This window comes from Sphingosinicella microcystinivorans (genome assembly GCF_027941835.1).
Lineage (GTDB): Bacteria > Pseudomonadota > Alphaproteobacteria > Sphingomonadales > Sphingomonadaceae > Sphingosinicella.
The window spans coordinates 3,137,315-3,156,070 of sequence record NZ_CP116005.1 but is presented as its reverse complement, the minus strand read 5'-3'; the positions used below and the strand labels follow the sequence as shown (position 1 = coordinate 3,156,070).

The 18,756-nt window shown below is 69.4% G+C and carries 19 protein-coding genes and 1 other RNA gene; 7 read left to right on the top strand and 13 right to left on the bottom strand.

The features are described from left to right. Positions 1-66 precede the first annotated feature (66 nt). Complete coding sequence (gene cutA, locus PE061_RS15105; protein ID WP_271256072.1) at positions 67-387, top strand: divalent-cation tolerance protein CutA; 321 nt, start codon at positions 67-69, stop codon at positions 385-387. Here cutA and PE061_RS15100 read toward each other — a convergent pair. Then, positions 384-1,241, bottom strand: coding sequence for a metal-dependent hydrolase (locus PE061_RS15100; RefSeq protein ID WP_271256071.1), 858 nt, complete (start codon positions 1,239-1,241; stop codon positions 384-386). The two genes, cutA and PE061_RS15100, sit on opposite strands and share 4 nt — an antisense overlap. A 42-nt stretch (positions 1,242-1,283) precedes the next feature. On the opposite strand from PE061_RS15100, the gene PE061_RS15095 reads away from it, so the two are divergent. After that, entirely contained in the window at positions 1,284-1,874 is a 591-nt protein-coding gene (locus tag PE061_RS15095) for a TetR/AcrR family transcriptional regulator (protein ID WP_271256070.1), read from the top strand. Between the two features lie 113 nt (positions 1,875-1,987). Here PE061_RS15095 and PE061_RS15090 read toward each other — a convergent pair whose 3' ends face one another. The 3 genes from PE061_RS15090 to ffs all read right to left on the bottom strand — a co-directional run bounded on the left by PE061_RS15090 (position 1,988) and on the right by ffs (position 4,084). Then, positions 1,988-2,311 (bottom strand): YbaB/EbfC family nucleoid-associated protein, encoded by a 324-nt coding sequence (locus tag PE061_RS15090; protein ID WP_271256069.1) that lies wholly within the window; start codon positions 2,309-2,311, stop codon positions 1,988-1,990. Further along, positions 2,308-3,927 carry a DNA polymerase III subunit gamma/tau gene (locus tag PE061_RS15085; protein WP_271256068.1) on the bottom strand — a complete coding sequence of 540 codons (1,620 nt, stop codon included), beginning with the start codon at positions 3,925-3,927 and terminating at the stop codon, positions 2,308-2,310. The genes PE061_RS15090 and PE061_RS15085 overlap by 4 nt, the downstream gene beginning before the upstream one ends. Positions 3,928-3,986: 59 nt before the next feature. Continuing rightward, positions 3,987-4,084: signal recognition particle sRNA small type (gene ffs / locus PE061_RS15080), an RNA gene on the bottom strand. A gap of 146 nt (positions 4,085-4,230) precedes the next feature. Here ffs and PE061_RS15075 point away from each other — a divergent pair. Next, positions 4,231-5,811 carry an EAL domain-containing protein gene (locus PE061_RS15075; RefSeq protein WP_271256067.1) on the top strand — a complete coding sequence of 527 codons (1,581 nt, stop codon included), beginning with the start codon at positions 4,231-4,233 and terminating at the stop codon, positions 5,809-5,811. A gap of 66 nt (positions 5,812-5,877) precedes the next feature. Beyond that, the gene (gene nudC / locus PE061_RS15070; protein ID WP_271256066.1) at positions 5,878-6,777 is read left to right on the top strand and encodes an NAD(+) diphosphatase; all 900 of its coding nucleotides are present in this window, start codon (positions 5,878-5,880) and stop codon (positions 6,775-6,777) included. Between the two features lie 12 nt (positions 6,778-6,789). On the opposite strand, the gene PE061_RS15065 is transcribed toward nudC, so the two are convergent. The 7 genes from PE061_RS15065 to PE061_RS15035 all read right to left on the bottom strand — a co-directional run bounded on the left by PE061_RS15065 (position 6,790) and on the right by PE061_RS15035 (position 12,668). Further along, complete coding sequence (locus PE061_RS15065; protein ID WP_271256065.1) at positions 6,790-7,224, bottom strand: MerR family transcriptional regulator; 435 nt, start codon at positions 7,222-7,224, stop codon at positions 6,790-6,792. Continuing rightward, entirely contained in the window at positions 7,224-7,523 is a 300-nt protein-coding gene (locus tag PE061_RS15060) for an integration host factor subunit alpha (protein WP_184068526.1), read from the bottom strand. The genes PE061_RS15065 and PE061_RS15060 overlap by 1 nt, the downstream gene beginning before the upstream one ends. A 62-nt stretch (positions 7,524-7,585) precedes the next feature. Next, on the bottom strand, positions 7,586-8,569 hold the full coding sequence (locus tag PE061_RS15055; protein WP_271256064.1) for a beta-ketoacyl-ACP synthase III: 984 nt from the start codon (positions 8,567-8,569) through the stop codon (positions 7,586-7,588). Beyond that, positions 8,566-9,618: a phosphate acyltransferase PlsX gene (plsX, locus tag PE061_RS15050; RefSeq protein ID WP_271256063.1), complete on the bottom strand. Its 1,053-nt coding sequence runs from the start codon at positions 9,616-9,618 to the stop codon at positions 8,566-8,568. The genes PE061_RS15055 and plsX overlap by 4 nt, the downstream gene beginning before the upstream one ends. A 33-nt stretch (positions 9,619-9,651) precedes the next feature. Further along, a complete protein-coding gene (gene rpmF, locus PE061_RS15045; RefSeq protein WP_271256062.1) occupies positions 9,652-9,831 on the bottom strand; it encodes a 50S ribosomal protein L32 in 180 nt (59 codons plus the stop codon). Between the two features lie 158 nt (positions 9,832-9,989). Further along, complete coding sequence (locus tag PE061_RS15040; RefSeq protein ID WP_271256061.1) at positions 9,990-10,661, bottom strand: MBL fold metallo-hydrolase; 672 nt, start codon at positions 10,659-10,661, stop codon at positions 9,990-9,992. A 33-nt stretch (positions 10,662-10,694) separates the two neighbouring features. Further along, complete coding sequence (locus tag PE061_RS15035; RefSeq protein WP_271256060.1) at positions 10,695-12,668, bottom strand: S9 family peptidase; 1,974 nt, start codon at positions 12,666-12,668, stop codon at positions 10,695-10,697. 48 nt (positions 12,669-12,716) lie between these two features. Between PE061_RS15035 and pabB the strand changes: the two genes are divergently transcribed. Together pabB and PE061_RS15025 are read left to right on the top strand one after the other, a co-directional pair. Beyond that, positions 12,717-14,474, top strand: a complete 1,758-nt coding sequence (gene pabB / locus PE061_RS15030) for an aminodeoxychorismate synthase component I (protein WP_271256059.1) — start codon at positions 12,717-12,719, stop codon at positions 14,472-14,474. Between the two features lie 39 nt (positions 14,475-14,513). Then, positions 14,514-15,716, top strand: a complete 1,203-nt coding sequence (locus PE061_RS15025; RefSeq protein ID WP_271256058.1) for a pyridoxal phosphate-dependent aminotransferase — start codon at positions 14,514-14,516, stop codon at positions 15,714-15,716. A gap of 4 nt (positions 15,717-15,720) precedes the next feature. On the opposite strand, the gene PE061_RS15020 is transcribed toward PE061_RS15025, so the two are convergent. Beyond that, a complete protein-coding gene (locus PE061_RS15020; RefSeq protein WP_271256057.1) occupies positions 15,721-16,929 on the bottom strand; it encodes an NAD(P)/FAD-dependent oxidoreductase in 1,209 nt (402 codons plus the stop codon). A 65-nt stretch (positions 16,930-16,994) separates the two neighbouring features. Here PE061_RS15020 and PE061_RS15015 point away from each other — a divergent pair, with 65 nt between their 5' ends. Then, positions 16,995-17,543 carry a CGNR zinc finger domain-containing protein gene (locus tag PE061_RS15015; RefSeq protein WP_271256056.1) on the top strand — a complete coding sequence of 183 codons (549 nt, stop codon included), beginning with the start codon at positions 16,995-16,997 and terminating at the stop codon, positions 17,541-17,543. On the opposite strand, the gene PE061_RS15010 is transcribed toward PE061_RS15015, so the two are convergent. After that, a complete protein-coding gene (locus tag PE061_RS15010) occupies positions 17,540-18,742 on the bottom strand; it encodes a DUF445 domain-containing protein (RefSeq protein ID WP_271256055.1) in 1,203 nt (400 codons plus the stop codon). The two genes, PE061_RS15015 and PE061_RS15010, sit on opposite strands and share 4 nt — an antisense overlap. Positions 18,743-18,756 lie beyond the last annotated feature (14 nt).

Here is an 18,756-nt window from a genome sequence, read left to right as displayed (position 1 = left end):
GCGCCGTTCTATTTGCCCGTGTGCGCGAGCACAGTGGCATCTTCGAGGATTCGGGTGGAAACCGGCATGAGCAGCGGGATCGTCAGCGTTTACGTCACCTTCGCCACCGCCGAGAATGCGGCGCGCATCGGGCGGCAGATGGTCGAGGAAAGGCTCGCCGCGTGCGTCAACGTGCTTGGCCCCACGCTCTCCGTCTACCGCTGGCAGGGCAAGGTGGAGGAAGCGAGCGAGGTCGCGGCGCTGTTCAAGACCACGTCGGGATGCGCCGAGCTGCTGACGAAACGCCTCGCCGAGGTGCACGGCTACGAGAACCCGGCCGTCACGGTCTGGCCGGTCGAGCACGCGCCCATGCCCTATGTGCAGTGGGTGCGCGCGCAGGTGCGTTAAGCGGCGACAGCGCCCGGCATCACCGCATCGGCATAGTCGCTGTCGGCGAGCGCGATGAGCTTGCGGTCGTCGTGGTTCCACGGATGGAAGCCGGGCAGGAAGAACGCGCTCCACGCCGGGATCAGCCTGCGCACCACGCCGGGCCTGCCGAACCAGAACCACAGGATGCGCGCCCATGCGGACGGGCCTTCGATGCCGTCCTGCCTCAAGAGGTAGAGCATCCCCTGGAAGCGCTTCTTCCAGAACTCCTTGCTGACGAGCAGCATCATGATCGTCTTCACCTTCCAGCGCTTCCAGCGCGACCAGTCGCGCGTGGCGTTCAGCCAGGTGTCGTAGGCGACGCCCTTGTGCTCGATCTCCTCGATCGCGTGCCATTTCCACATGGCGACGAGTTCGGGGTCGGCATCCTTCCAGTAGCCGATGTCGCCGAGCATCCGCTGCGCCATGATCGCCGTGTAGTGCTCGAGCGCCATGGTGACGGCGAGGTTCAGGATCTGCGGGCGGTCCCTCGTCATCTCCAGCGATTCGACGACGACGTCCTCGAGGTGCCCGATCTCGTAGCCGGCCTCCGCGACGCGCTTGTTGAAGGAGACGTGCTCGCGGCTGTGCATCACCTCCTGCTTGATGAAGGCATTGATCTCGCGCTCCAGCTTCGGCGGCACGCCGTCGCGGAAGGCGCGCACGCTTTCCACGAAGAACGCCTCGCCGCGCGGGAAGGTGACGGAGAGCGCATTGTAGAAAGCCGTTGCAATCGGATCGCCGCGCATCCACCACCGGTCCTGCTTCATGCCGCGTCCGAAGCGGCGGTCGCGCGGGGTTATGGTCAGGTCCGCGGGCGTCTTTTCACGGGTCATGGCTGTGCTCCTCAACGCTCAGGATGGACTTTACTTACACGAATGTCAATACAACGGAAGAGACTGAGCCCCGAGGACAGCCGCGCCGCCGCGATCCGTGCCGCGCGCGACCTGCTGATCGAGGCCGGGCCGCAGGCCGTGACGCTGAAGGCCGTGGCGGGCCGTATCGGGCGCACGCACGCGAACCTGCTGCATCATTTCGGTTCGGCGGCGGGGCTTCAGAAGGCGCTGATCGAATCGCTCGCGGAATCGGTGACGGCGGAGATCGGCGAGGCGGTCCTGCGCGCCCGCGCCGAGGACAGCGATCCGCGCGAGGTCGTCGACCTCACCTTCGACGCCTTCGACCGGGGCGGCGGCGCGCTTGCAAGCTGGATGCTGCTCTCCGGCAACGAGGACGCGCTGAACCCGATCCTCGAGGCGATCCACCGCCTCGTCGACAAGCTCGGCGAAGGCCACGACGGCGACGTGCCGATCCAGCAGCAGACGCTGTCGCTGGTGCTCACCGCGCTCGGCGACGCCCTTCTCGGCGGCCCGATGGCGGCCGCGCTCGGCCTGCCCCGCGAAACCGCGCGCGAAATCGCCGCCGGGCAGCTGCGCGCGTCGATGGCGGCGAAACGATCAAAAGCAGAGTAGATCGCAGACGGATCTTTGGTGCGTCCCTCGACTTCGCTCGGGATGATGCACGTTTTTACAAGGTATAGAGACCTGTCATCCCGAGCGAAGTCGAGGGACGCACGGCCATCCCGTCAGAACGGCAGCTTGAAGCCCGGCGGCAGCGGCAGCGCCGACTGCATCTTCTGCATTTCCTCGTTGGAGGCCGCGTCTGCCTTGGCGCGCGCGTCGTTGAACGCGGCGGCGAGCAGGTCCTCCAGCATCTCCTTGTCGTCGGGAACGAGCAGCGACGGGTCGATGTCGATCTTGATGATGCGGCCCTTGGCGCTGGCGCGCACCTTCACCATGCCGCCGCCCGCGACGCCCTGCACCTCGATGGTGTCGAGCTTGGCCTGCGCCTTCTGCAGCTCTTCCTGCACGTTCTGCGCGGCCTTCATGATGTCCTGAAGGTTCTTCACTGCGCGCTCCTCGATGATTCGGTTTCGGTTGTGTCGGCGATCTCATAGTCGACGAGTTCGGCGTCCGGGAAGACCTCGAACACCGCGCGGACCGCCGGATCGGCCATCACGCGCGCCCGCTTCGCCGCCGCCTCGGCCTCGGCCTGCGCCTTCAGGCTCGGCGCCCCGGGCGAGGTGGTGAGCGTCACCGTCCAGCGCTCGCCGGTCCATTCCTTGAGGCACGCGCCGAGCCGCGATGCGAAGTCGGCGGGGGCATCCCCGGCATTCAGCTCGATCGTCGGCGGGGCATAGCGGAGGAGCTGGCAGCGATCGTGCAGGATGGTCTCGAGCACCGACTCGTGCCCATCCTCGAACATCTTCACGAACGCCCTGAAGTCGCGCGGCGCCTCCCTGTGCGCCGAGGGCGCGGAGGGCGGCGGCGGACGCAGCTCGGTCGGCGCGCTTCCCTCCCCGCGCGGCTCGGCGAGCAGGCGGCGCACGAGGTCGCCCGGATCGGGCAAGGTGGATGAATGGATGATGCGCAGCAGCGCCATCTCGGCCGCCTGCATCGGCATCGGCGCGCTGCGGATTTCGGAAAGACCCTTGAGCAGGAGCTGCCAGAGGCGGTGCAGCACCGGCGCGCCGAGGCTGCCCGCCCATTCCGAAACGGCAGCGCGCTCCTCCTCCGACATCGCCGCGTCGGGCGCGCCCGTCACCTGCGCGCGGGTGACGCCGTGGACGAGTTCCAGCAGCGCCTCGAACAAGGCGTCGGGGCTGGTGCCGAGCGCATATTGCGCGGCGAGATTGTCGAGCGCGCCCTTGCCGTCGCCGCCGATCAGCGTCGCGAGAAGCGCACGCGTGCGGCTGCGGTCGGAGAGGCCGAGCATGTCGCGCACGTCCTGCGCCACCACCTTGCCGTGGCCGTGCGCCAGCGCCTGGTCGAGGATCGAAAGCCCGTCGCGCACCGAGCCTTCGGCGGCGCGGGCGATCAATTGCAGCGCCTCGTCCTCGATCTCCGCGCCTTCCTTGGCGGTGATTCCGCCGAAGTGCGCGGCGAGAAGCTCGGTCGGGATGCGTTTCAGGTCGAAGCGCTGGCAGCGCGACAGCACCGTCACCGGCACCTTCTGGATTTCCGTGGTCGCGAAGATGAACTTCACGTGCCCCGGCGGCTCCTCCAGCGTCTTCAGCAGCGCGTTGAAGGCGTTGCGCGAGAGCATGTGCACTTCGTCGATGATGTAGATCTTGTAGCGCGCCGAAACCGCGGCGTAGCGCGCCGCCTCGATGATCTCGCGCACGTCGTCGACGCCGGTGCGCGAGGCGGCGTCCATCTCGATGACGTCGATATGCCGCGATTCGGAAATCGCGACGCACGGCTCGCAGACGCCGCACGGGCTGATCGTCGGCCCGCCCGCGCCATCCGGCCCGATGCAGTTCAGCGACTTCGCGAGCAGCCGCGCGGTCGAGGTCTTGCCGACCCCGCGCACACCGGTGAGCAGGAAGGCGTGGGCGAGCCGGTCGCTGGCGATGGCATTCGCCAGCGTCTTCACCATCGCGTCCTGCCCGATGAGCGTGTCGAAGCCCTGCGGGCGGTACTTGCGGGCGAGAACGCGGTAGGGTTCGGGAATCAGTTCAGACATCGCGCGCAACGTGGCCGCTGGACGGCAGAGGCGCAAGGCCGAAGGTCGCGATGGTGATGGAGGGTGGGAGCCGGAACGACCCGAACGAAAATCGTTACGGCTGCTTCCTTCCGGACCTGACCGGGTTGGCGACGCGTCCGTCCGCCCGACTCCCGGCGCGCATATGGCGCGCAGGCGAGTGGAAAGCAAGGGCGCGCACCTGCTTTCCGCGCTGCCGCGATCAGGCCGTTTAAGGACTCTTCCACGCTTTTCCGCTTTAACTGCCCGACTTTGAGACTGTTCTCCACGAAAGAGAGAACCGGAATGCGCCGTCCCGTCGTGTTGCTGCTCGCCATCGGCCTCGCCGTCGCCGCGGGGGTGGCACCGATGGTCGCCATGACGCACCTGTCCCGGCAGCGTGCGATCGAGGCCGAGCGCGCGCACCTCGCGGAGTACGCCGACTGGACCCTGCAAAGGGCCACGCGGGCCTTGTCGGGGACACAGGACGCCCTGAAGAAAGCCGAGGCCGAAGGTCTCGGGGGATGTTCGGCCGGGCACATCGGGCGGATGCGGCAGCTCACGCTCGATACAGCGAACGTCGAGGAAATGGGGTACTACGAAAACGGCCGGCTGGTCTGCACGAGCTGGGGGGCGGTCGATCGGCAGGACATCCCCGAAGACGTGCCGAACGCCTATCTCCCCGGCGGCTACGCACTCTATCTGAACGTGAAACCGGCCGTCACCGGGAGCGGCACGATGCTGGTCGTCCGGCTCGGCGACCATAATGTGCTCATCAAGCCGGAGCGCCTCGTCGATGTCCTCAGCGACACCGAGATGTCGCTGGGCGTGGCGACCGAAAGCGGAAAGCTGATCGCGCTTTCGGCGGAGGCCGATCCGGATCTGGTGCGGCGATTGAGCAGCCGCGAAATGAACGGACTGGACGACCGGCACATCTTCGCATCGAAGCGCGGCGCGGGGCTGATCGCCTTCGCCATCGCCGACCGCAGGCTGGTGCAGGCCCGTCTCGATGCCGAGCAGCGCTTCCTCGTGCCGATCGGGCTTGCCGTCTCCGGCATTCTCGTGGCGGTGATCTTCTGGGTGTCGCGCCAGAGCCTCTCGCCGCGCACGGAGATGGTGAACGCCATCCGCTCGGGCCAGTTCGTCGCCCACTACCAGCCGATCATCGAGCTTTCGAGCGGGCTGTGCGTGGGCGCGGAAGCCCTGATGCGATGGGAGCGGCCCGACGGCGTCTCCGTCCCCACGGAGACGTTCATCGCATTCGCCGAGGAAAACGGCCTCATCAGCGAACTGACCGACCGGATGATCGCCTGCGTGGCCGACGATCTCGCGCGTCTCCCGCGGGAAGACTCCATCCACATCGCGATCAACATTCCGGCCGGCGACATGGAGACCGGGCGTTTCCTTCCCGTCCTCGAAGCCGCCCTCGCGCGCCGGGGCGTGGACCCGTCGCAGGTCTGGCTGGAGGCGACGGAACGGGGCTTCATGAACGCGGACGCGGCCCGGCGAACGATCGAGCGCGCGCGGGCGGCGGGACACATGGTCGCCATCGACGATTTCGGCACCGGCTATTCCAGCCTGTCGATGCTGGAGACCCTGCCGCTCGACGCGCTCAAGATCGACAAGTCCTTCATCGACGCCATCGGCCGCGACGCCGCGACGAGCGTCGTGACGCCGCACATCATCGAGATGGCCCACGGCCTCGGGTTCGCCATCGTCGCCGAGGGGATCGAAACCCCCGCGCAGGAAGCGTACATCCGCGCCGCCGGCGTACAGTTCGCGCAAGGCTGGCTGTATTCGAAGGCGCTGCCCGCCGATGCGTTCGCCGACTATTACCGCCGGCGCAAGACCGGCAAGCCCTCCCCCTTCCTCAGGGTCGCCGCCTAGCCTGCCGCCGCCTCGCCCGCCGCTGCCGAGTTGCCTTGCGGCGCACGGCGTGCTTTGGGTCGGGCGATGACCAGCCTCTTCGATCCCCGCTTCCCCCTCGCCCACACCGGCCTCATCGGTTCCCCCATCGAACGCGATGACCGCATCCAGCGCAGCCCGGAGACGCTTTGGGCGGCACGGATGCATCCGGGGGCGCGGTGGATGGTGCTGGACGGGCTCAATCCGCTGCTCGCCGAGGACGGACCGGATATTGCGTGGCTGCGCCGTTCCGAAGTGCCGGAGGCTGCGGTCGAGGTGTATCTCGGCCTTGAGGACGGCAGCCCGCGCTTTGCGGTGGCCGCCAGTGCGGCGGGGCTGCCGGGGACGCCGGTCGATGCGCGCCGCGCCGCGATGCTGATGGACGACGGACGCGCGGCGATCATCGCGCAGGCGCGCTCGCTCATAGACTGGCACCAGCGCCACGGCTTCTGCGCCAATTGCGGCGCGCCGACGGAGATGGTGAAAGCCGGCTACGGCCGCAATTGCGCGGGCTGCGGCCACGAGCATTTCCCGCGCACCGACCCGGTCGTCATCATGCTCGCGGTGGACGGCGACCGCGTGCTGCTCGGCCGCCAGTCGCGCTTTCCACAGGGCTTCCTCTCCGCGCTCGCCGGGTTCGTCGAGGCGGGCGAGTGCTTCGAGGACGCCGTGCGCCGCGAGATCCGCGAGGAGGCGGGCATCCTTACGGGGCGCGTCAGCTATGTCTCCAGCCAGCCGTGGCCCTTCCCCTCCAGCCTGATGATCGGCTGCTTCGCCGAGGCGCTCTCGACCGAGATCAGCATCGACGAGGAGGAAATGGAGGAGGTGCGCTGGGTGACGCGCGACGACTGCGTCGCGGCGCTCGCCGGAAACGGCCCCTTCACCGTGCCGCCCCCGATGGCGATCGCGCGCACGCTGCTGGAGACGTGGGTGGCGGCGACGGCGTGAAGCGCTGAAGCCTCAGCCCTGCGCGAGCGCACCGGCCAGACGGTCGCGGATCGCGCGTAGCGAGGTGACGAACGCCGCGTCGATCGCCGCCGACGGCGCCGGGGACGCCAGAAACGCGGCAAGGCCCCTTGCGTCGGGGAGCTTGGCCGTCGGCGTTGCCGGGACGGCCGGCACCGGCGCATCTTCCGCGAGCAGCCCCTTCGGCCCCTTGTCCTTCAGCAGCTTCTGCACGCCCTTGATCGTGTAGCCGTCGGTGTAGAGCAGGCGGTTGATGACGCGCAGAAGTTCAACGTCTTCAGGGCGATAGTAGCGGCGGTTGCCGCCGCGCTTCAAGGGCTTCACCGCCGGGAAGCGCGTCTCCCAGAAGCGGAGCACGTGCTGCGGCACGCCGATCGTCTCGGCGACCTCGCTGATGGTGCGGAAGGCGTCGGCGCTCTTGTCCGCCATCATGCGCCTTCGTTGATGCGTTCGCGCAGGATCTGGCTCGGACGGAAGGTGAGCACGCGGCGCGGCTCGATCGGCACTTCCTCGCCCGTCTTGGGGTTGCGCCCGATGCGGCGGTTCTTGTCGCGCAGGATGAAGCTGCCGAACGAGGAGATCTTCACGTTCTCGCCCGCGATCAGCGCGTCCGACACCTTGTCGAGCACGGTTTCGACGAGCTGCGAGGACTCCGCACGCGACAGACCGATGGTATTGTGGACAGCCTCGCCGAGCTCGGCGCGCGTCAATGTCGAAGACTTGTCCATGAGCAGGCTCCCGCGCGAAAATCTCAATGACGCCGGTATAATAGCGCAGACCGTTAAAGAGTCTACCAGCGCAGCGCGGCGGCGCCCCACGTGAAGCCGCCGCCCATCGCCTCGAGCAGCAGCAGGTCGCCGGACTTGATGCGCCCGTCGCGCACGGCGGCATCGAGCGCGAGCGGCACCGACGCCGCCGACGTGTTGGCGTGCCGGTCCACCGTGACGATCACCTGGTCGATGTCGAGCCCGAGCTTCCGCGCCGTGCCTTCGAGGATGCGCAGGTTCGCCTGGTGCGGGATCACCCACGCCACGTCCTCCGCCTTGCAGCCCGCCGCCTCCAGCGTCTCGGTCATCACCGAGGCGAGGTTGGTGACGGCGTGGCGGAACACCTCCTTGCCCTTCATGCGGACCTTGCCGACCGTGCCGGTCGAGGACGGGCCGCCGTCGACGTAGAGAAGCTGGTTGTGCCGCCCGTCGGCGTGGAGCCGCGCCGCGAGGATGCCGCGGTCGTCGGCGTCGCCGTTGCCCTCGGAGCGTTCGAGCACCACCGCGCCCGCGCCGTCGCCGAACAGCACGCAGGTGGTGCGGTCCTCCCAGTCGAGCAGGCGGCTGAACGTCTCCGCGCCGATGACGAGCGCATGGCGCATCGGCCCGGCGCGCAGCATCGCGTCGGCGACGGTCAGCGCATAGAGGAAGCCGGAGCAGACGGCGGCGACGTCGAACGCCACGCAGTCGGGGATGCCGAGCTTTTCCTGAACGGTCGTCGCCGTCGCCGGGAACGTCTGGTCGGGCGTCGCCGTCGCGACGATGATGAGGTCGATCTCCGAGGGCTCGCGCCACGCCGCCTTCAGCGCCTCGCGCGCAGCCGCGACCGCGAGGTCGGAGGTCAGCTCGCCGTCCGCCGCGATGTGACGCTGGCGGATGCCCGAGCGCTCGACGATCCACTCGTCGCTGGTGTCGACGGTCTCCGACAGTTCGGCGTTGGAGACGATCCGCGCCGGCAGGTAGCTGCCGGTGCCGGTGACGATGGTGCGCGGTGTCGCTCCCGTCATTGCGCGGCCTGTATCGCGCTCGGCGCGCCGCGGTGCGCCTGGAAGTTGTCGAGGTCCTCGCGGATGCGGTGGGCGATGTCGTCCACGACGAGGTCGTGCGCGACGCGGATGGCGTTGGCGAAACCCTGCGCGGTCGCGCCGCCGTGGCTCTTCACGACGAGGCCGTTGAGGCCGAGGAAGACCGCGCCGTTGTGCGCGTTGGGATCGAGGTGGCTGCGCAGCGAACGGAGCGCGCCGCGCGACATGAAGAAACCGGCCATCGAGAAAATGCTGCTCCTGAACGCGCGGGTCAGAAGCTCGACGACGAGGCGCGCGGTGCCCTCCGCCGTCTTGAGCGCGATGTTGCCGGAAAAGCCGTCGCTGACGATGACGTCGACGTCGCCCTTGCCGATCTTGTCGCCCTCCACGAAACCCGCGAACTGCATGGGAAGGTCGGCGGAGCGCAGCAGCGCGGCGGCGTGCTTCAGCTCGTCCGTGCCCTTCAGGTCCTCCTCGCCGATGTTGAGCAGCGCGACGCGCGGCGAGGCGAGGCCGAGCACGGTGCGCGCGAAGGCGGCGCCCATCACGGCGAACTGCACGAGGTTCTCGGAATCGCACTCGGTATTGGCGCCGAGGTCGAGCATCACGGAATCGGTTTTCGCGGTCGGCAGCAGCGCGGCGAGCGCGGGCCGGTCGATACCCGGCATGGTCTTGAGGCCGAGCTTGGCGATCGCCATCAGCGCGCCGGTGTTGCCCGCCGAAACGGCGGCCTGCGCCTCCCCGGCCTTCACGGCGTCGACGGCGAGGCCCATCGAGGAATGGCGCGCGCGGCGCAGCACCTGGCTCGGCTTGTCGGTGCCGAGGATTTCGCCGTCCGTATGCACGACGACCGCGTCCCGGGCGACGAGCGGCGCCTTCGCCAGCTCGGCGTGGATGGCATCCTCGCGGCCGTAGAGCCGGAAGCGGATGTCGGGATGGCGCGTCCGCGCGATCTCGGCGGCGGCGATGGTCACTGCCGGACCGCCGTCGCCCCCCATGACGTCAAGTGCGATGACAGGCGCGGCCGTCATGCGCGGATGCCCCGCGATGTGTCGTCCACCGGTTTACGCGCCGGCTTCGACAACCTCTCGGCCGTTGTAGAAGCCGCAGGCTCCGCAAACGTTGTGCGGCAGCTTGAGCTCGCCGCAGTTGGAGCATTCCTGGAACGTCGCGGCGCTGAGCGCATGATGGCTACGACGCATATTCCGCCGCGACGGCGTGGTTTTTCTCTTGGGGACAGCCATGCGGCACCTGTTACCTTCAACGTGGATTTTCGTGCACCGGCCAGCCTTTCAGGACAATGCGAATTGCCCCGGAAACCCGCCGGATTCGGTTGAGCGCGCGAACATAGCGATTCATCGCGGCGATGCAAGTGGGCTTTCTGTTGCACGGTTCGACTATATCAGGCGCGTGCCAGAACCGCATCCGCGACGAACGGATTCGATCGTCGCTCGTGCCCGAACGTGGACATCGGACCGTGCCCCGGCACGAACGCCGTGTCGTCGCCGAGCGGCCAGAGCTGCGTGCGGATGGAGTCGATCAGCGCCTGGTGATTGCCCTTCGGGAAGTCGGTGCGGCCGATCGAGCCCTGGAACAGCACGTCGCCGACGATGGCGAGGCGGCTCTCCGGGTGATGGAAGATGACGTGGCCGGGCGTGTGGCCCGGGCAGTGATAGACATCGAGCGTGAGGTCGCCCACCGTCACCTTGTCGCCGCCGTGGAGCCAGCGGTCGGGCGTGAACGGCGCGGCGCCCGCGATGCCGTACTGCTGGCCGACGCTGCCCGCCATGTCGATCCAGAACTTGTCTTCGGGATGCGGCCCCTCGATGGGCACGCCGAGCTCGGCGGCGAGCACGCCGGTGAGCCCGCAGTGGTCGATATGGCCGTGCGTCACCAGCAGCTTCTCGATGGTGATGCCGTACTGTGCCGCCGCCGCCTTCAGCTTGTCGAGGTCGCCGCCCGGGTCGACGAACGCGCCCCGCATCGTGCGCGTGCACCACAGCAACGTGCAATTCTGCTCCAGCGGCGTCACCGGAACGATCGCGGCTGCCAAGGGGCGGGGATCGGAGGTCATGCCCACAGCATTGGGGCGCGCAAGGGCGGAATGTCAACGGCTTGCAAGGGTATCGGGTGCAGTCCCCAGCAGGTAGCGTTGCCAGAACAGCACAGTGGCGAGAAACTGGTAGTCGGCATTGGGTTTCTTCTCGAAGCCGTGTCCCTCGTCCGCCGCGGCCACGTGCCACGCCGTGCCGCCGCGCGCGCGGAGCGCGGCGACGATCTGGTCGGCTTCCGAGGGCGGCACGCGCGGGTCGTTGGCGCCGCTGACGACGAGCAGCGGCGCGCGGATGCGGTGCGCGCGCGTCAGCGGCGAGATCGCCTTCAGCTTGCGCCGCTCGGCGGGATCGCGCTCGTCGCCGTATTCGAGGCGGCGGAGGTCGCGGCGGTATTCGCCGGTGCCTTCGAGGAAGGTCACGAAGTCGGAGATGCCGACGATGCTGACGCCCGCGCGGAAGTCCTTCGGGTAGCGGATCAGCGAGGCGAGCGTCATGTAGCCGCCGTAGGACGCGCCGCTCACCGCCATGCGCGCCGGGTCGATGCCGGGATCGCGACGCAGGCGTTTCAGGAACGCGCCGACGTCGCGCACCGCGTCCTCGCGGCGGAACGGCCCGTCGTCGAGCGCGACGAAGCGCTTGCCGTAGCCCGTCGAGCCGCGCACGTTCGGGAAGAACAGCGCGATGCCGAGTTCGTTCACCATGTGGTTGCTGCGCCCGAGGAAGCCGGGGCGCGACTGCCCCTCCGGCCCGCCGTGGAAGATCATCGCCAGCGGGCGCGGCCCCGGAAAGCAGGCCGGATCGGGCCGGTAGAGCAGCCCGGAAACGGCAAGCCCGTCGAAGCTCTCCACCGTGACGATCTCGGGCTCGACGCCCGGCGGCAGGCCCGCGCCGCTTTCCGTCCAGCGCGTGAGGTCGAGCCGGTCGGGATCGAACGACCACACGTCGCCGGGCGAGGACGCGGTGGACAGCGAAACCCCGACCTCGCCCCACGGCGCGACCGACAACCCGCTGATGACGCCGCCGGGCAGCGCGGGCGCCGGGCGCGGCCGTCCGGTCGCGAGGTCGAGGAGGCGCAGACGCGACAGGCCGTTCTCGTTCACCACGTAGACGAGGAAGCGGCCCTCGGGATCGACGCGGAAGTCCTCCACCGACCAACCGGTCTCGGGATTGAGCCTGCGCGGCAGGCCCGTCGCCCGGTCGATCTCGGCGAGATAGCGGTGCTCCGCGCCGAAATCGGTGACGGCGAGGATGCGTCCTCCCGGGCCGTAGCGCGCCGATCCGAACGCGAACGGCTCGGCGGTGGGCGGCACCAGCGCCCGGAGCTGGCGCGTTTCGAGGTCGATCTCGAACAGGCGGCTGATCGCGACCGAGATGTAGTTGTAGAGGAGCGCGCGTTTTCCGTCCGCCGAAAAGTCCGCGAAGCTCCAGCCGCCGCCGCGCCCCTCCATCACCAGCTTGTCGGTCGCAGGGTCGCGCGGGTCCATGATGTGGAGATCGGTGTCGAGGCCGGTGCGCCGCGTCGTCGAATAGCCGATGCGCTTGCCGTCCGCCGTCCAGCGGATGCCGAGGTTGCGCCCGTCCTCGCCGGTCAGGCTGACCATGCGGCCCCCGTCGACGCGGAAGATCTGGTACTGCTCGTCGCCCTGCCGGTCCGCGAGCGCCAGCGTCACGTCGCCGGAGACCGGCGCGAATTCCCCGGCCAGTACCGGCTCCTCGCCGAAGGTGAGCCGGCGCGGCGCGGCGCCCGGCGCGGCAACCTCGTAGAGCTGGCGGCTGTCGTCGAGGCGCGCGCCGATCAGCACCGAGCGGCGCACCGGGTGCCAGCCGAGCAGCCGCGCCGAGCGGTATTCGAGATAGGGCTTCGCCTGCTCCATCAGCGTGGCGGGCACGGCAGGCACGCCGCTCACCGTCAGCGCCGCGGGCGCCTCCACCGCCGCTGCGTGGGCACCGTGCGGGAGAAGGCTTGCGGCAAGCGCTGCAAGACCTGCTAAGAACCACCCCCGGACCATGACGCTTCGTTCTTTCACTGCCCCCACTCTACCGATGCCGCCGGGTGCCCGGCAACGGGTGTCGTCATGCTGACCGCGCCGTTCGTGGCGCTCGACGACGCGCGCGGCGACGGCACGCACCCGCTCACGCTCTACAGCGGCGCGCGCGAGATCGTCACCGCCTCGCGCCGGGATGAAGTCCGCCCCGCGCTCACGGCGCTGCGGCGGCATGTCGCCGAAGGCCGCCACGTCGCGGGCTTCCTCGCCTACGAGGCCGGGCACGCGCTGGAGCCGCGCCTCTCCGCCATTCCGGAGCGCGGCGCCGAGACCCCGCTCGTCTGGTTCGGAGTCTTCGACGCGCCGCAATTCGTGCCGCCGGAAACGCTGCTGGGCGCGGTCGCCGGACGTGAAGTCCGCGTATCCGCGCCCGAACCCGACCTCGACGCCCCGCGCTACGCCGCCGCGCTCGCGGAGGTGAAGGCGCTGATCGAGGCCGGCGACATCTATCAGGCCAACCTCACCTTCCCCACCGGCCTCGCCATCGAAGGCCATCCGCTGGCGCTCTACGCCCGGCTCCGGCGCGCGCAGCGCATGGGCCACGGCGCGGTCGTGTTCACGGGGCGCGAATGGATATTGTCCTTCTCGCCCGAGCTGTTCTTCACGCTGTCGGGCGGCGTGCTGCAAACGCGCCCGATGAAGGGCACCGCCCCGCGCCGCCCGCTCGCCGAGGACGACGCCGCCACCGCCGCCGCGCTCGCCGCCGATCCCAAGAACCGCGCCGAGAACCTGATGATCACCGATCTCATCCGCAACGACCTCGCGCGCGTCGCCGAGGCGGGGTCGGTCGCCGTGCGCGATGCGTTCGCGGTGGAGCGCTATCCCACCGTTCACCAGATGACGACGACGGTCGAGGCACGGCTCCGGGAGGGCCTCGACGCCTTCGACGTTCTGGACGCGCTGTTCCCCTGCGGTTCCGTCACCGGCGCGCCGAAAATCCGCGCGATGGAGGTGATCGACGCGGTCGAGGCCCGTCCGCGCGGCGTCTACACCGGCTCGATCGGCGCCGTCGGCCCCGGCGCCGCGCAGTTCAACGTCGCGATCCGCACCATCGAGATGCGGAACCAAAGCGCGACAATGGGCATTGGATCGGGCATTGTCGCCGACAGCGATGCCGCGTCGGAATGGCGTGAGTGCGGAGAGAAGATGGCGTTTGTCAGCGCGTCGGGGCGGCCGTTCCACCTCATCGAGACGATGGGCTTCACGCCCGCGGAAGGCATCGCCCACCTGCCGCTCCACCTCGAACGGCTGGAGCAGTCGGCCGCGTGGCACGATTTCCGTTTCGACCGGCACGAGGTCCGCAACCTCCTGCAAGCCGCCGTCGGCGCGCTGAGGACGCCCGCGCGCATCAAGCTGGTGCTGGCGCCGGGCGGCGCGGCGGCGGTCAGTTGCACCGGAATGCCGCCGGTCCCCGCCCCGGCGCGCGCCGCGATCGTGCCGCTGCCGGTGAAGCCCGGCGACCCCCGCCTCGCGCACAAGACCAGCGACCGCGCCTTCTACGACGCCGCCCGCCGCGCCTCGGGCATGGACGAGGTGATCTTCGAGCGCGGCGACGGCCGGCTCACCGAGGGCAGCTTCACCAACCTGTTCGTCGAGCGGGACGGCGTGCTGCTGACCCCCCCGGCGAGCGACGGCCTGCTCCCCGGCGTGCTGCGCCGCCATCTTCTCGAGACCGGCCGCGCCCGCGAGGCTTCCCTCGCCCGCGCCGATCTCGACGGCGGATTCCTGCTCGGAAATGCCTTGCGCGGACTTTTTCGCGCACGGCTGGTTGCCCCCGGAAGCGACTGACTCTAAGAGGCCCGCGCACCCCTCACGCGGAGCCTTTCGATGACCTTCCTCTCCGACGCCATCCAGCGCATCCAGCCGTCCCCCACGCTCGCCGTCACGCAGAAGGCGGCGGCGCTCAAGGAGGCAGGGCGGAACGTCATCGGGCTCGGCGCGGGCGAGCCGGACATGCCGGTGCCGGATTTCGTGGCGGAGGCCGCCATCGCCGCCATTCGCGGCGGGCAGAACAAGTACACCAACGTCGACGGCACCAACGCGCTCAAGGAGGCCGTGCGCGGCAAGTTCAGGCGCGACAACAACCTCGAGTACGGCCTCGACCAGATCACCGTGAACGTTGGCGGCAAGCACACGATCTTCAACGCGCTGCTCGTCACGCTGAACGCGGGCGACGAGGTCATCATCCCCGCGCCCTACTGGGTGTCGTACCCGGACATCGTGCAGTTCTGCGGCGCGAAGCCGGTGTTCATCGCCGCCGGGATCGACGCGGGCTTCAAGATCACGCCTGCCGAGCTCGAAGCCGCGATCACGCCGAAGACGCGCTGGCTGATCCTCAATTCGCCGTCGAACCCCACCGGCGCCGTCTACACGCGCGAGGAGATCGCCGCGCTCGGCGAGGTGCTGCGCCGCAATCCGCACGTCTGGGTGCTGTCGGACGATATGTACGAGCACATCATCTACGACACGAAGTTCGCGACCATCGCCGATGTCTGCCCGGACCTCTACGACCGCACACTCACCGTGAACGGCGCCTCCAAGGCCTATTCGATGACAGGCTGGCGCATCGGCTTCGCGGGCGGCCCGGCGCAGCTCATCAAGGCGATCGCCAAGATCCAGTCGCAGTCGACGACCAACCCCTGCGCCATCGCGCAGGCGGCGGCGACAGCGGCGCTGAACGGCCCGCAGGACTTCCTGAAGGCGCGCGTCGAGACCTTCCGCGGCCGCCGCGACCTCGTCGTCTCGATGCTGAACCAGACGGACGGCCTCCGCTGCGCGACGCCCGAGGGCGCCTTCTACGTCTATCCGGACTGCGCCGGCCTCATCGGCCGCAAGACGCCGTCGGGCGCGACGCTCGCGAACGACGAGGACGTGGCGGGCTACCTGCTGGAATCGGAAGGCGTCGCGGTGGTGCACGGCGGCGCGTTCGGCGTCTCGCCCGCGTTCCGCATCTCCTACGCGACCTCCACCGACCTCCTCGAAGACGCCTGCACCCGCATCCAGCGTGCCTGCGGGGCGCTCAGGGCCTGACGCCTCAAGGCGCGGGCCACGCGTAAATGTCGTTGTAGAGCGACAGGGACCGCGCGCGGCAGACGTCCTCCGGCATCGCCGCGAAGCGGTCCGGCGCGAAGGCGCCGACGTCGATGGTGGGCTCAAGGCCGAGCAGCGCCTCGGCGACCGCGCGCCCGACGCCGCCCGAGTGCGTGACCCACACCGCCTCGGCGACCCACAGGTGCGGCTCTCCCGGCACCGGCCCAAGCAGCGGCCCGCCGTCCGGCGTCATCGAGAATATGCCGTTCAACTTTCTCTCGATCGGCGCGCCCGCGAGAACCGGGAAGAGGTCGTGCGAAAGACCCTCGTGGAAGCCGTGCGCCGGAAACGCCATTTCGGCCTCGATGAGTGCTGCCACCTCCGCCGGCGCGGGCGCGTGGCTGTACCAGCCGAAGCCGAGCCGGTCGCCGTGCTCGCGCAGGTAGAAGACGTTCTCCAGGTCCCGCACCATCGGATGCCGCGAAGGCGCGGGCGCCCCGTCCAGAACCGCCAGCGGCGCGGTCGTGAAATAGGGATGCTGGACCGGGAACAGCGGCAGGGCGATGCCGTGCCGTTTCAGAAGCTCCGCCCCCCAGATGCCGACCGCGATGACGACCTTGTCCCCGACGATCTCCCCGTCATCGGTGACGACGCCGACGACCCGCCCCTCGCGAACCAGCACGTCCCTGACCGCGACATTCTCCCGAAACGTCACCCCCGCGTCCCGCGCGCCCTCGTGGAGACCGCGCAGCGCCGCACGGGCATCGAGCGTGCCGTCGCCCGGGAGGTACAGGCCCCGTTTCAGGCCGGAGACGTCCATGTAGGGCACCAGCCCGGCAAGCTCTCCGGGGCCGACCACATGAGCCTCGAACCCGTATCCCCGCGCCGTCGCCGCCTTGCGTTCCAGCAGGTCCGCCGTTTCCGCCTTGCGGGCGACCTCGACGCTGCCGACCTTGTTGAACACCGCGCCCGGAAGCCGCATCAGAAACTCCGCCGTATAGTCGGCGAGCGCCGCCATGACCGGAGACGCCGCGTTGCGCCCGAGCAGCCCCGGCGCATGGCCCGTCGAGCCGAGCGGCGCCCCGAGCGTGCCGCGGTCGAGGACCGTCACGTCCGTGTGCCCGAGCCGGGCGAGGTGCCAGGCGATCGCGCAGCCGGTTATGCCCGCCCCCACGATGATCACTTTCCCCGGCGCTTTCGATCGTCCATCCATTCGCGGTCTCCCTGTTGTCAGGGCTGGCGCTGTGCCGCGATCCGGTGTAACGAGTCAAACTGAAAATGATGGTTACAAACTCCAGACTTCCTTTCCTCGAGCTGATCAACAGCGAGCATATCGAGGGGCCGGGCCGCGTCACCGATCATCTCGACGACCGCGCCTGGACCGAAAGGCTGCTCGCCCGTTGGGGAAGGCCCGCGATGCTTCGGGATCGGGACATCGAAGACCTCAAGCGGCTCCGGTCGGCGCTCCGCAGCGTGATCGCGAGCGCGATGGCGGGCGAGGGAGCGGACCCCGCCGCCCTCGCCCGCATCAACGCCTGCCTCGCCGGGGCGAAACGGACGCTGCACGTCCGCGACTCGGGTTCGGGCGAACTCGGCCTCGAATCCGGCCTCGTGGGCTCGCACGCCGCGTTCGCCGCGCTCTCCTTCGCCGACGTCCTCGCAAGCGGCGAGATGCGCCGCGTGAAGCTCTGCGCCAACGACGACTGCCGCTGGGCGTTCTTCGACGGCAGCCGCAATCGCTCGAAGACGTGGTGCTCGTCCGCGGCGTGCGGCAATCTCACCAAGGTCCGCGCCTTCCGCGCGCGGAAGCGGGATTCCCGAGTCTAGAGCAGTTCCGTCACCGCGTGGATGGTGAGCCCGACGAGGCCGCCCACCAGCGTGCCGTTGATGCGGATGAACTGGAGGTCGCGGCCCACCGCGCGCTCGACGCGCTCGGTGACGGTGTCCGCGTCCCAGCTCCGCACGGTATCCGACACGATGCGGACAAGCTCGTCGCCGTAGTCCGCGACGACGCCGACGATGGCGCGGCGCGTGTACTTGTTGAGCGCGCGCCGCAGCGCGGGGTCGTTCTCGATGGTCTGCCCGATATGGCGCGCGGCCTCGCCGACACGGCCCGCGAGCGCCTGCCCGGGGTCGGCGAGCGACGCGCGGAGCGAGGTCTTGGCGTTCGTCCAGATGCCGTCGAGGAAGCCGCCCAGCTCGGGGTTCTTGATCACCTCCAGCTTCAGCTTCTCGACGCGCGCCTGCGTTTCCGATTCGAACTGGAGGTCGAACGCGAAGTCCTTCATCGCCACCATCACCTTCAGGCGCAGCGGGTGCTCGGGATCGGCCGACATCTCGTTCAGCAGCCGCCGCAGCGCCTCGATGATCGAATTCGCCAGCCGCTCGTCGAGCGAGGCGAGGCGCAGCAGCCACATCGTCCGCGCCTCGACGAGATCGCGGATCAGCCCCTCGTTCTGGTCGAGTACGCGCGCGAGCCACGTGATGCCGGAATCGACGAGCGGTTGCAGCCGCCCCTCGTCGATCGCGCGGTCGAGCACGCGGCCCATCAGCGGCGCAAGCTCGAAACGGCGCAGGTTGCCGCCGATCGCGCCGCGTATCCACCCCGACACGGCCTCGTTGTCCAGCGCGTCGAGAAGCTGGATGCCGAGCTTGCCGATGCTGCCGCTGAGCCGCGTCTCGGCGGGCGGCGCGGCGAGCCAGCGCCCGACCGCGCCCGCCATGTCGACGCTCCGCATCCGGCGCGCCACGATCGCGGGCTTCAGGAAGTTGGTCTTGAGGAAGGCCGCGAGGTTGTCGCCGAGCCGGTCCTTGTTCTTCGGGATGATCGCCGTGTGCGGGATCGGCAGGCCGAGCGGGTGGCGGAACAGCGCCGTCACCGCGAACCAGTCGGCAAGCCCGCCCACCATCGCCGCCTCGGCGAAGGCCTCGACATAGGGCGCCCAGACATAGGCCTCGCCGAGCGCGCGCGCGGCGAGGAACACCGCCGCCATCAGCAGCAGCATCCCCGTGGCGACGATCTTCATGTGCCGTGCCGGGT

Coding starts and splice junctions, on each gene's coding strand:
- cutA (WP_271256072.1), top strand. CDS start 67: ATGAGCAGCGGGATCGTCAGCGTTTACGTCACCTTCGCCACCGCCGAG.
- PE061_RS15100 (WP_271256071.1), bottom strand. CDS start 1,241: ATGACCCGTGAAAAGACGCCCGCGGACCTGACCATAACCCCGCGCGAC.
- PE061_RS15095 (WP_271256070.1), top strand. CDS start 1,284: ATGTCAATACAACGGAAGAGACTGAGCCCCGAGGACAGCCGCGCCGCC.
- PE061_RS15085 (WP_271256068.1), bottom strand. CDS start 3,927: ATGTCTGAACTGATTCCCGAACCCTACCGCGTTCTCGCCCGCAAGTAC.
- PE061_RS15075 (WP_271256067.1), top strand. CDS start 4,231: ATGCGCCGTCCCGTCGTGTTGCTGCTCGCCATCGGCCTCGCCGTCGCC.
- nudC (WP_271256066.1), top strand. CDS start 5,878: ATGACCAGCCTCTTCGATCCCCGCTTCCCCCTCGCCCACACCGGCCTC.
- PE061_RS15065 (WP_271256065.1), bottom strand. CDS start 7,224: ATGGCGGACAAGAGCGCCGACGCCTTCCGCACCATCAGCGAGGTCGCC.
- PE061_RS15060 (WP_184068526.1), bottom strand. CDS start 7,523: ATGGACAAGTCTTCGACATTGACGCGCGCCGAGCTCGGCGAGGCTGTC.
- PE061_RS15055 (WP_271256064.1), bottom strand. CDS start 8,569: ATGACGGGAGCGACACCGCGCACCATCGTCACCGGCACCGGCAGCTAC.
- plsX (WP_271256063.1), bottom strand. CDS start 9,618: ATGACGGCCGCGCCTGTCATCGCACTTGACGTCATGGGGGGCGACGGC.
- rpmF (WP_271256062.1), bottom strand. CDS start 9,831: ATGGCTGTCCCCAAGAGAAAAACCACGCCGTCGCGGCGGAATATGCGT.
- PE061_RS15040 (WP_271256061.1), bottom strand. CDS start 10,661: ATGACCTCCGATCCCCGCCCCTTGGCAGCCGCGATCGTTCCGGTGACG.
- pabB (WP_271256059.1), top strand. CDS start 12,717: ATGCTGACCGCGCCGTTCGTGGCGCTCGACGACGCGCGCGGCGACGGC.
- PE061_RS15025 (WP_271256058.1), top strand. CDS start 14,514: ATGACCTTCCTCTCCGACGCCATCCAGCGCATCCAGCCGTCCCCCACG.
- PE061_RS15020 (WP_271256057.1), bottom strand. CDS start 16,929: ATGGATGGACGATCGAAAGCGCCGGGGAAAGTGATCATCGTGGGGGCG.
- PE061_RS15015 (WP_271256056.1), top strand. CDS start 16,995: ATGATGGTTACAAACTCCAGACTTCCTTTCCTCGAGCTGATCAACAGC.
- PE061_RS15010 (WP_271256055.1), bottom strand. CDS start 18,742: ATGAAGATCGTCGCCACGGGGATGCTGCTGCTGATGGCGGCGGTGTTC.